This window comes from Halobellus sp., assembly GCF_042218505.1.
In the GTDB taxonomy this organism is placed as follows: Archaea; Halobacteriota; Halobacteria; order Halobacteriales; family Haloferacaceae; genus Haloquadratum.
Genome location: NZ_JBDGQZ010000018.1, coordinates 56205 through 67547, shown reverse-complemented (window position 1 = coordinate 67547; position 11343 = coordinate 56205). Strand labels below are relative to the sequence as shown.

Annotated in this window: 12 protein-coding genes; 7 read left to right on the top strand and 5 right to left on the bottom strand. The window is 63.4% G+C overall.

The window, feature by feature from the left end:
* Positions 1–115: 115 nt before the first annotated feature.
* From ABEI27_RS06005 to ABEI27_RS05990, 4 genes are all read left to right on the top strand, one after another.
* The gene (locus ABEI27_RS06005; RefSeq protein ID WP_375798501.1) at positions 116–1201 is read left to right on the top strand and encodes a DoxX family protein; all 1086 of its coding nucleotides are present in this window, start codon (positions 116–118) and stop codon (positions 1199–1201) included.
* Positions 1202–1615: 414 nt separating this feature from the next.
* Positions 1616–2851, top strand: coding sequence for a digeranylgeranylglycerophospholipid reductase (locus tag ABEI27_RS06000; RefSeq protein WP_375798500.1), 1236 nt, complete (start codon positions 1616–1618; stop codon positions 2849–2851).
* A 94-nt stretch (positions 2852–2945) separates the two neighbouring features.
* Positions 2946–3728 carry an aldo/keto reductase gene (locus tag ABEI27_RS05995; RefSeq protein WP_375798573.1) on the top strand — a complete coding sequence of 261 codons (783 nt, stop codon included), beginning with the start codon at positions 2946–2948 and terminating at the stop codon, positions 3726–3728.
* Positions 3729–3803: 75 nt separating this feature from the next.
* The gene (locus ABEI27_RS05990; RefSeq protein WP_375798499.1) at positions 3804–3998 is read left to right on the top strand and encodes a hypothetical protein; all 195 of its coding nucleotides are present in this window, start codon (positions 3804–3806) and stop codon (positions 3996–3998) included.
* A gap of 46 nt (positions 3999–4044) precedes the next feature.
* Here ABEI27_RS05990 and ABEI27_RS05985 read toward each other — a convergent pair whose 3' ends face one another.
* Positions 4045–5151: a DUF373 family protein gene (locus ABEI27_RS05985; protein ID WP_375798498.1), complete on the bottom strand. Its 1107-nt coding sequence runs from the start codon at positions 5149–5151 to the stop codon at positions 4045–4047.
* Between the two features lie 139 nt (positions 5152–5290).
* On the bottom strand, positions 5291–6214 hold the full coding sequence (locus ABEI27_RS05980; protein WP_375798497.1) for a coiled-coil protein: 924 nt from the start codon (positions 6212–6214) through the stop codon (positions 5291–5293).
* Positions 6215–6535: 321 nt separating this feature from the next.
* Between ABEI27_RS05980 and ABEI27_RS05975 the strand changes: the two genes are divergently transcribed.
* The 3 genes from ABEI27_RS05975 (at position 6536) to ABEI27_RS05965 (ending at position 8221) form a co-directional block, all read left to right on the top strand.
* Positions 6536–6973, top strand: coding sequence for a DUF371 domain-containing protein (locus tag ABEI27_RS05975; protein WP_375798496.1), 438 nt, complete (start codon positions 6536–6538; stop codon positions 6971–6973).
* 67 nt (positions 6974–7040) lie between these two features.
* On the top strand, positions 7041–7862 hold the full coding sequence (gene nth / locus ABEI27_RS05970) for an endonuclease III domain-containing protein (RefSeq protein ID WP_375798495.1): 822 nt from the start codon (positions 7041–7043) through the stop codon (positions 7860–7862).
* 173 nt (positions 7863–8035) lie between these two features.
* Positions 8036–8221, top strand: a complete 186-nt coding sequence (locus ABEI27_RS05965) for a hypothetical protein (RefSeq protein ID WP_375798494.1) — start codon at positions 8036–8038, stop codon at positions 8219–8221.
* Positions 8222–8254: 33 nt separating this feature from the next.
* On the opposite strand, the gene ABEI27_RS05960 is transcribed toward ABEI27_RS05965, so the two are convergent.
* The 3 genes from ABEI27_RS05960 to ABEI27_RS05950 form a co-directional block, all read right to left on the bottom strand.
* A complete protein-coding gene (locus tag ABEI27_RS05960) occupies positions 8255–8752 on the bottom strand; it encodes a hypothetical protein (RefSeq protein ID WP_375798493.1) in 498 nt (165 codons plus the stop codon).
* Between the two features lie 63 nt (positions 8753–8815).
* The gene (locus ABEI27_RS05955) at positions 8816–9187 is read right to left on the bottom strand and encodes a methylglyoxal synthase (protein WP_375798492.1); all 372 of its coding nucleotides are present in this window, start codon (positions 9185–9187) and stop codon (positions 8816–8818) included.
* Between the two features lie 63 nt (positions 9188–9250).
* On the bottom strand, positions 9251–11170 hold the full coding sequence (locus tag ABEI27_RS05950) for a beta-CASP ribonuclease aCPSF1 (RefSeq protein WP_375798491.1): 1920 nt from the start codon (positions 11168–11170) through the stop codon (positions 9251–9253).
* Positions 11171–11343 lie beyond the last annotated feature (173 nt).

Genomic DNA, 11343 nt, shown 5'->3' with positions numbered 1-11343 from the left:
TCGAGGCCGCTCGGACCGCAGGCCGACCGGCTTCCCGTTCGGCGACCGGTTGACGGAATAATGTGTAGTATTCCGCCACCCGTCTTTTTATGACTCGACACGTAGCGACCTTATGATGCGTCGAACGTTCCGCTGGGTCGTGGGTGCGTCCGCACTATTCCTCGCGGCGACCGGGTCTGCTGTCGCACATGTCGATTACGTTACCGAGGAAACCACCCCCGGCACGGTGGGAGAACTGTTTGCGGCGGTGTTTTCGTCACCGCTCGCGCTGGCTCTGCTCGGCGGCGGCGGTATCGCCGTCGTGGCGGCGACTCTGGGATACCTCCGGTTCTCCGGGTCGCTACAGGACATTGAAGTGGCGCGGCGGACACTCGCGTCGTACCGACCGTACCTGCCCTGGATGCTCCGGCTCTCGATCGGTCTGCCGCTCGTGGGGGCGGGGTTCGCCGGGTACCTGTTCTCCCCGAGCGTCCCGGCAAGCGCGCGATTGCTACAGGTCGGCATCGGATTCCTGTTGCTCTTCGGACTCGCGACGCGACTGACCGCCTTGGCCGGCCTCCTGACGTACGGGTGGGCGCTCTCGGGACAGTTTCCGGAACTGCTTCTGGCCGGCGAGTACGTCGCCGGGTTTCTCGGGATCTTCATCGTCGGTCCCGGCCAGCCGAGCGCCGATATGATGCTTCGGCGGATGGTGGCGACCGAGGGGACCATCCTCAGTCGGTTCCAAGGCCTTCCGAAACCTGAAGATCTGCTGTCAGCAATCGGCCTCACGAAGGCAGCGGCACCGCTCTCGATCAGAGCGTTCTTAGGGGCGAACTTCATCTACCTGGGGGTAGTCCAGAAGTGGCTGCAACCGACACAGGCGGCTGCCGTCGTCACGAAGTACGATCTCACGGCGGTCGTTCCCGTCTCACCGGAGCTGTGGGTGTTCGGTGCCGGCCTCACCGAGGCTGCGGTCGGCGTGCTCCTCCTCACCGGCACGCTGACCCGCGGGGCCGCCGCCGCCGCGTTCCTCATCCTGACGACGACGCTGTTCGGCCTCCCGGACGATCCAGTCTTGGCGCACATCACGCTCTTCGGGCTCTCATCGGCGCTGATGGTCACCGGGGGCGGGCGGTTCTCGATCGATGCCACAGTCGTCCCCGCGATTCGCCGTCGGCTCAGCGCGGGAGTCACGAGTACTGATCCTTCCTCGGTATAACCGGGACTGCTTACACAGAATCTCCTGTCTTTCCGCGGTGGTTCTCGACGCGGACACGCCCTGTCACGGCTGCCGATGTCTGTGAGCGGACTAAAATCGACGACCAAATGAAGGCACGATGACAAGAAATAGTGGGGGACTGCGTTCCCTGACACCGCCGGCAGTCGGAGCGTGGACGGCGCTCGGGGAGTCCGAATCTATCCACCGCGGTATTCCGCCCTTTCGTGGGCGTCAGGAACGTTCCGGCGCGTTTTTTACCCGCGCGCCGATTATATGTAATAACAGTGATTGCGGACGCCGCGAGAATCAATCGAGAGTGCGGGCGGGCGAGCCATAACGCGCAGTACGGCGTCCGTGCGACCACGGCACCGGCACACCGGTGTCTGCGGCCAACGTACACTACGGAAACATCATATGTCTGAGAACTACGATGTCGTCGTTGCCGGGGCAGGCCCGGCTGGAGCACAGTGCGCGCGCGACCTCGCACAGCGCGAGTACGACGTACTCGTGCTGGAAGCCGAACCGGAAGACCAGTTCCCGAGGCAATCGAACAAGTCGACGGCGGGAACGTTCGCGTCGATGACGGGCGCGTTCGGCGTCCCAGACGACGTCGTGATGAACTACACCGACGAGGTCGTCCTCGAATCCCCCAACGAACACTTCGTGCAGCAGCAACCGGGTGCGGTTCTCGAGTTCGCCGACTTCAAGCGGTGGCTGGTCGCGGAGGGACGAGAGCACGGCGCGGAGTATCGCTTCGACGCCCGAGTGAACAACCCAATCGTCGAGAACGGCGACGCCGTCGGCGTCCAGTACGCGGGTGACAAAGAGGTGTACGCCGATATCGTCGTAGACGCCACCGGACCGGCGGCACCACTCGCGAAGAAACTCGGGGTCTGCGACCTCGAGCGGAGGAACCAGGCCGTCGGCATCGAGTGGGAGATGGAGGGAATCGATATGAACCACCCCGGCTACGCGGATCTCACGGACACGATGATGCTGCGCCTCGATCACGAGTACGCACCGGGCGGATACTCGTGGATCTTCCACACCGGCGACGACACCGCCAAAGTGGGCCTGTGCTACATCCAGAACGAGAGTTACCAGGAGTACGGTGACACCTCCAAGAGCATCGACGACCATCTCAACCACTGGCTGGAGACCGATCCCCGATTCGCCGACGCACAGCGCCTCACGGACAAACAGCAGCACCGGGGGAGCGCACACATCCAGATGCCGGACGAACTCAGCACGGGCGGGTTTATAGCCATCGGCGACACCGTGCCGACCATCGACCCGCTGTGGGGCGAAGGCATCCACAAGTGTATGGAGTCTGCGCGCGCCGCCGCCATCACGGCTGATCGCTGCCTGATGGGGTCACAGCAGGACACCTCCGCGGACGCGATGGCCATCTACGACGACCTGTGGCACGCCCGGGTCGCTCCGGATATGCGAACGCGGTTGACGATGACGCAGTTGCTGTATCTCGCACCGAACGAACGCTACGATCGCCTGATGAGCGATCTGAACGAGATGGGCATCGATACGCTCAGCGACGCCAACGACGGTAGCATTCGGGGGCTCTCGAAACTCGTCCATCTCGACGACGCGCCGCTTCTCGCTCGGTTCGCCAAGCAGCGGCTCGCCGAGTGACGTGGTACGCCGCTTTCCAAACGCATAACGGCACGACGAACCTCCATCAAGCGTGGATTATCACGAACAGCGGCGCGTCGAACGCACCGACGGAATGCCGATTTTCGGGCTCGGAACGTGGCAGAACGACGATCCAGCCGCCTGTGCGAACACGGTGAAGACCGCGCTCGAAGCGGGATACCGTCACATCGACACCGCACAGGCCTACGGTAACGAGCGCGCCGTCGGACAGGGCCTCGCCGCCGCCGACGTCGACCGCGAGGAAGTTTTCCTCGCGACGAAGGTGTGGATCGACAATCTTGGGTATCACGACATACTCGAATCGACCGAGGCGAGCCTCGAACGCCTGGGTGTCGAGTCCTTCGACCTCGTGTATGTCCACTGGCCGTCGCGGACGTACGACCCTGCAGAGACCTTCCGGGCGCTCGACGAACTTGTCGAGGCGGGGAAAATCGACCGCCTCGGTATCAGCAACTTCCTGCCGGAGCACGTCGATGAGGCGGTCGAACACGCCGACGCACCCGTCTTTGCGAACCAGATCGAACTCCACCCGTTGCTGCCGCAGAAGGAACTCCGCCATCACTGTGCGGAGCGCGACGTCGAGGTGGTTGCGTATTCGCCGCTCGCTCGCGGCAGGGTGTTCGAGGTCCCCGAGATCGCTCAAATCGCCGAGAAGCACGACGCCAGTCCCGCTCAGGTGTCGCTGGCCTGGCTCCGCGAGAAGGGCGTATCGGCAATCCCGAAGGCGACCGGCGAAGACCACCTGCTCGACAACCTCGCGTCAATCGGACTCGAACTCGACGCGTCGGACGTAGCCGCGATCGACGCCATCGACCGGACCGAACGGACGGTCGATCCGGGCTTCTCCCCGTGGTGACGGGTCGGGGGCAGGTGGACGGCCAAAGACGAAGAGGGTAACCGACTTGTCCTCCGGGACCCAACGAGTACCCGTATGGACTTCACACTCGGGACGACGGCCGGTCTCCTCGTCGCGCTCGTCGCCGCTGGAACCGCGGTGCTGATCGGCTCCGGCGTGATGGCGATGGGAACAGTACTGATGATGGTGACACCTTCGATGTTGATTTTCGGCCTAATCTGCGTCGCGATCGGTGTCAAGCACGGTGAGTACCGTTCGGGCACGGTATAGCGGCACGCCGACAAATCTTCTGACTGTGTCGCAACGCGGGTGACATTCACTGCACGACGTCGTCGATCGACTCGCCGTTCACGCTGGCAGCGATGCGAACGCCGACGACACTCACGACGATGCCGGCAATAATGAACGCCGCGAGTCGCTGCCGGGGCGTCACGAGGTAGCCGAACAGTTGTGGACTCGGTAGCGCGCGCTCCCGCTGCAGGAACCACCCGGCGAACCCGCGGACAACCAATCCGAGCGAAACGACACCGAAGGGAAGATTCAGGTAGGGCGTACTCACCCCGTCTGAGCCGATGAGTTCGTCGAGTAATCGACCGGCGCTTCCGGTCAGTGCGGCCAGCGCGAGCCACGGAACGGCACTGTAGGTGAACTGCATTGTGCGGATGACGACCGATTCGGGGCCGACCTGTGGCGTGACCGAGAGCGCACCCAGGAAGATTCCGACCAGACCGAGGCCGAGACTGACCGCGTAGGTGACGACTGATACCCGCCCGGAGTAGAGCGCGTCGCGCACCCGCTCGGGGACCTCAGAGAGGTACTCGTCGATTGCGAGTCCCTTGTACAGTAGCGCCGCACCCAGAACGCCCGCGAGTCCGGCGAGCGCAAAGCCTGTCGAGAAGAACGTGAGCAGGATCGGTAACAGGAGCAGCGTCGCGCCCAGCGGGACGAGAACGGTGGTCCGTAACTCCTCGTCGGCGAGAAACTGCTTGAGCAGGTAGTACGTGGATTCGATGTCGTGAGCCTGCCGCACCACCACGCGGTCGACCGAGTCGACGCGGAGCCGACTCTCGACAACGGGAACGACTCGCTCGTCGCTGGCCGAATCCAGGACCACGACGGCCGAGTCGAGGTCGTGGTCCTCGATGAGCTCGTCGAGTTGAGCGGACAGGATCCGATCCGCCCCGACCAGCGAGTCGCTCCCACCGGCGACGACGGCGACGATCGTCTCTTCGCATTCGTCACGGAGGTCGCGCGCAACGCGGAGCGCCTCCAACAGGCAGTTCACGCTCGAGTCCTCCGGGTCCGCGAGGCCGACGTCGGTGACGAGCGACTTGACGGCTTCCCAACCAACCACAGGGAGTTCTATCCCCGCCGCGCGCCCGATATCGTTCGAGCGGTCCACACAGAGGACAAGCGTGGTCACGGTTGTGCGAACGGTATATTCGGTTAAAATCCTCCCGGTCGCCGTAGGCGCCGTCGCAACTCACCGCGAGCGGCGTAAAAAGAACCGATAGAGAGTGCGTTGAAACCGGTCTATCACCGATTTCGGGCGTCTCCGGCGTTTAGAGCAGCCCCGTCTTCTGGAGCTTCATCAGATCCTCGGTGTCGAGGGTCTCGCCTTCCTTGAATTTCTGGTAGATCTCCTCGGCCTCTTCCTTGGCGGCTTCGCGCTCCTCCTCACGCTCGTCCTCGCGCTCCTGCTCTTCCTGCTTGTCGAGCTCGCGCAGCCGCTTTTGAACGCGGACGAAGTCCTCGTGGTGGCGGTCGGCAGCCTCCTGGGCCTCGACGAACAGCTCGTGCATCGCGTCGGCCTCGTCACGGATGTCGTCGGCCTCCCGGTAGGCCTCGATCATCTGATTGTGGTGCTCCTGAGCCTCGTCGGCGAGTTCGGTCACCTTCTGGTGGTGTTGAGACGCTTCCGAACGGACCTCTTCGGCCTCCTCGATGAGCGCTTCGAGTTCACCGCTGTCCTCGACTTTTTCTTTCTTCTGACGGAGTTCTTCGCGCTTGTCCTCGATCTTCTCGATGAGTTCGCGCTCGTCTTCCGTCGAGAGTACCTCTGTCTGCTGGCGGAATTCGAGTTGCTCGATCTCCTCTTCGAGCTCTTCGATGTCTTTGCCGTCGTCGAGCTCGAGGTCCTCTTTCATCTGCTCGACTTTGTCGAACAGTTCGTTGGCCTTCGCGTTGAGCTCGTTCCGGCTCTCTTTGTGCTCTTGGACCTGCTCGTTGAGCTCGTCGCGCTGCTCGCGGTGCTCCTGCGCCTCGTCGACCTTCTCACGTGTCTTCGCGTTCAGGTCGTCGCGCTCGGAGGCGCGTTCGGAGGCCATCTGGTTGAGTTCGTTTCGTCGGTCTCGGAGCTGGCCGGCCACCTTGATGAGTTGGCCTTTCGAGCCGCTTTCGAGCTTCTCATCGGTAAGCTCGATGTTATCCGTTTCTTTGAGTTCCTGTACGTCGTATTCCTGAAGAACGTCTTGCTTCGTCACCATACGTAATCAATCCTCGATACCATCACCGCTCCGGACCGTGGCGGCTGCTCGTCGAGCGCTGCCGACCGTGGATAAGAATTCCCGATCATTCTGCGTGCTGTGCCGCCGGAACGCCGGAGGCGCTCTGGTGTTTTCATATTGCTGGCTACCGGATATAAATCTACCGGTGGTCAGAACGCCTGAAAACCGCTCTCACACCCCATACAGGGCCTTGTGAGTGGTTATCAGCAATCGTGGCTAGTATATAAAAGAGGGTGGTAACAATTCGCACACAGAGCCGGGAATCGAGCGTGACTTACGCTGTCATTCATCAGAAAACCTATGCGCGAAATCATCCGCGCGTGCGGGCACGAACACGTATCTGCGGAGCACGGGAGCACGTTCGAGGTGACCAGCGACGACTGGCTGACGCCGGCCGGCGACTGCATTCTGGCCGTCGAAGCAGACCGCGTGCCCGCGGACTTCGACCCCGCGTTCGTTGCGGCCTGCCGCGACCCTGAGGCCACGATCACCGCCACGATCACTGTCACCACCGCCGACGGCGACACCCACGTCGAGACGGTCACCGGCCGCGGCGACCCGGACCTCTCGTTCGAGAACGACCGAAGCCACGTCGGCCGGACCTCGGAGTACGTCGACAATCGGACGATTCTCGTCGGCGCCGACGCCGCCGCCGCCGACTTCGATCGGGAACTCGTCGCGGCCCTCGCGGACGGGGCGGACCTCCGACTGGAACTCGACGTCGAAGACGGGGACTGACCAGCGCGACCGGTAAGTGGGTCCCGGGGCCAGACGGCTTTTTTGCCACCGGTGACTACCGGTCGGTATGCCTGAAGAACCGCAGGAGAACATCAGTGGAGGCGAGACAGCCTCCACCGCCGCGAGGTTCACTACCAGCGAGGCGGAAACCCGCGCCGAGGCAGTCGTCAATGATCTTGGCGAGCGCTACTGGCAGAAGACCTACGGCGGCACGAACGCCTTCGAGTCGCTGGTGCGGACGATCCTCTCACAGAACACCAGCGACGTGGCGAGCCAGCCGGCCCACGACGCGCTGATGGAGCGATATGGCGCCGACGATTCGGACGCCGATCACGACCTGGCGGCCGCGCTCGCGAGTGCCGAACAGTCAGCCCTCGCCGAGACGATCTCTTCGGCGGGCCTCTACAACCAGAAATCGTCGATGATTATCGGTGCGGCCGAGCGAATCTGTGACGAGTACGGCGGCGCGGACGAGTTCGGTGCGTTCGTCAGAGAAGAGCCGGCAACGGCGGTTCGCGAGGCGTTGCTCGACATCCACGGCGTCGGTCCCAAGACCGCAGACTGTGTGCTGCTGTTCGCTGGGGGTCGTGACGGCGTCTTCCCTGTCGACACGCACGTCCACCGGATCGCCCGCCGGATGGGACTCGCTCCCGCCGACGCCGACCACGAAGCCGTGCGAGAACACCTGGAAGCCGACATCCCGGGCGAGAAGTGCGGCTTCGGTCATACGGCGATGATCCAGTTCGGTCGGGAGTTCTGCTCGGCACGGGAGCCCGCCTGTCTGGACGATCCCGAGGCGTGCCCGCTCTACGACCATTGTGACCGCGTCGGGGTCTCCCCCGAGAGTGGAGCGGTAGTCGACCCATCGAAAGGTGCTGCAGAGGAGTGAGCGTTCTCTGGACGCCGCTTTTGATTTCGCTTGCGGGTAGAGGAGAACAACAGCCAGACCCACCGACGATGAGGCGCCGATGGCTAGCGCGTCTGTACGGAACGGAAACGGTGTGTGATACGATTGCAGACGCAAGGTGCGTTTATACTCGAATCCGGTGTCTGTGGTAGTGTATGTCAGACGAAGTTACCTGTCCGGAATGCGGGACGAGCATCGATTCGACGGACGAACTCGAAGTCAGAGAGGGTGTCCCGGAGGTCGAAGCCGACGACGACGGGTCGTTACACCTCTATGAGAGCCGCGATCTCTTTCTCTGTCAGGACTGTCGGAAACCGCTGGGGGTGTCTCGGACATCGTAGAGAGTCGGGAGCAATCGAGCGGATCGGCTCAGGTCAGCGTTGACAGGTGCGGGTCTCGACACCGGAGACGGGACCGCCAGTCGGTTCGTACGTCGAGTCGTCGAAGGAGTCGGCGAACATCGGCAGGGAGAGTCGATAGTCGAAGAGTATCACGAATGAGTCCCAGACGGCGCTGGCCGACACGTTCTGCTGGTCGGCCTCGAAGAGGACGCCAGTTCGCAGTTCGACGATGTCGGCGTCGAGCGCAACGCCGCGCGCTGACAGGCCGAGAGCACTCGGCGGTGCGGGCGAAGTAAAAAGCGACGTGTGGATTGAGACGTTGATGTGGGGGTTCCCGTCGCCGATTGTGAGGTCGTACCCGTCCGGCGGGAAGCACCGCCGCGCGTCCTCATCCGCCGTATCCGACCTATCGCCACCGGACTGGGCCGCGGCCACAGGTGTTCCAGCGAGGGCGAGCGCAGACACCAACGCGAGGGCTGAAAGAACCGTGAGGGCCCGACCGACACCGTCTGGCGCCTTCGACGGAGACATACTGCTCCGTTCCGCCGGTCTGCGATTAAGTCCCGCGGTTCGGTTCTCAATGTTGAGAATCTCTCACATCTGCCGGACCAGTTCGTCGAGGACAGCGTCGGCACTGGCGAGGTTAGTCGCCAGCGGGACGTCGTGAACGTCACAGATTCGGAGGAGCGCGGTGATGTCGGGTTCGTGCGGTTGTGCAGTCAGCGGATCCCGGAGGAACACGACCCCGTCGCAGTGACCATCGGCGATCTCCGCGCCGATCTGCATATCACCGCCGATCGGCCCAGACTGCTTGCGATCGACGTCCAAGCCCGTGGCCTCCTGGATTCGTTTGCCGGTCGTGCCGGTCGCCATAATTTCCATCGCCTCGAGGTCTGTCAGGCGATCTTCGACGAAGTCGATGATGTCCGGCTTCTTCTCGTCGTGAGCGATCAGCGCGATTCGCATACTGTCGTGTGAGCGCGCTCGGACAAGAAGGTTCGTCACCGGCGCAGTGCCGGAGTCGAGCCCTCACCTGAACCGGAACGTCTCGAGGTTCTTCGGCGCGAACGTCCGCAGGTGGTGGTCGTGATACAGGCCCGACGAGAGGTCCTGCACGGCGCGTTCCTCGCCGTGGACGCACAGGATCTTTTCCGGACGGGGGTTCATCGTCTTCACGAAGTTCTCGAGTCCCTGTCGGTCGGCGTGGCCGGAGAGGCCGGCGACAGTCTCGACGTCCATCGACAGATCGACCGTCTCCGGGCGGCCCACCCCGCCCCGTGTGAGTTGGAGTTCTCGGCGGCCGTTCTGGATCTGGTGCCCGAGCGTCCCTGGGGCCTGGTAGCCGACGAACAGGAGCGAGGAGTCGCTGTCGTCGCTGAGGTAGCGGAGCCACGACTGGATCGGGCCGCGTGAGACCATCTCGGTGGTCGAGAGCACGATTGACGACTCGCCTTCGGCCACGTCCCGCCGTTCGTCGTCGCCCCCGTCGATGCGGTTGAAGATGTCGGCCAGGAAGGGATTGTCGTCCTCGTCGAAGATCCGGTTCCGGAGTCGGTCGCGGAGGGACTCGGGGTACGTGGTGTGGACGGCGGTCGCCTCCCAGATCATCCCGTCGAGGTGGACAGGCATCTCGGGGATCTCACCCTCGCGCATCGCCTCTTCCAGGACGAGCATCAGTTCCTGGGACTGGCCCGCGGCCGCCGTGGGGATGACGACTGAACCGCCGCGCTCGTGCACCTCAGTGATCGAGTCGAGCAGTTTCCGTTCGGCGTCCTCCCGGTCGGTCTGGTAGTCGTTGCGGCCGCCATAGGTGGATTCGAGGACGAGCGTTTCGACGCGGGGGAAGTCGTTGACCGCTCCGTCGAACAGACGAGTGTCCCCGTAGTGGATGTCACCGGAGAACGCGACGTTGTAGAGGCCGTCGCCGATGTGGAAGTGTGCGATCGAAGAGCCCAGGACGTGTCCGGCGTTGTGAAGCGTGAGTTTGACGTCGGGCGCGATGTCGGTCACGTCGCCGTACTCCAGAGTGATCGTGTGCTTGATGGCCTCGCGGACCATCTCGGAGCCGTACGGCGGATTGCGCCCCTCTTTCTCGATCATCTCTATATAATCGAGCGTCAGGAGACCCAGCAGATCCCGGGTCGGTTCCGTGGTGTAGATCGGTCCGTCGTAGCCGTGTTCGTAGAGCAGAGGGAGAAGCGCAGAATGATCCAGGTGTGCGTGGGTGAGCACGACGGCGTCGATGGAGTTCGCGCCCACGCCGAGCGCCTCCGGGACGTCGAGATACGGCTCCTCGTCGGAGCCAGGCTTGTCGCCGCAGTCGACGAGAACCCGCGTTTCCCCGGTCGAGAGGATGAACGACGACCGACCGACCTCCCGACAGGACCCGAGAGTGGTGATCCGGACCCACTCCTCGCTGCTGAGCGGCTCGCGGTGGATCTGTCGACCAACGCGTTCGAGGATCTCTCGCCGGTCCGCGCGCTCCTGTTTCAGAAAGTTCCGCACGTTCGAGACCGTCGCGGACTCGATCGGTGGTGTGCGAACGACCTCGGGCGTCCACCCGGTCTCGCGGGTGATCTCTCTGAGCGTCGCTCCGTGACTCCCGATGACCATTCCGGGCCGTTCGGCCTGGATCACCACTTCACCGGTGTCGTCGTGGAAATCGAGATCCGTGACGCCAGCCTCATCCGGCACGACTGACCGGATCCGCTCTTTCGCCCGATCGGGCGTCGAGAGCGCCCGCGGGTCCGGACGGACGGTGATCCGCTTTCGGAGCGTGCCTGCGAGGTCGCGGACGAGGTCGCCGTTCCGGGCGAATCGTTTCGGATCGCGGGTGTAGATGACCAGTTCCGGCCCCTCGTAAGTGACGTCCGTGACCGAGATGTCGGCTGGTAGTTCCGATTTGACTTCCCCTTTCAACTCCTCGAGTTGCGTATCTACTGAGCTCATACCTGAGAGCGTCCCGTCGTGGCGTGTGCGTCGCGACGGTCGATCGGGGTTCTCCTCCTCCAGCGCGAGAGCGACGGCCCAAGTGCAGCGTCGACGATGGATCGCGACGATATCTCCTGAGAGAGCATAGACCTCGTGTGGACGGTGATCTCTGCGATTCTGGCTGCGAAGCG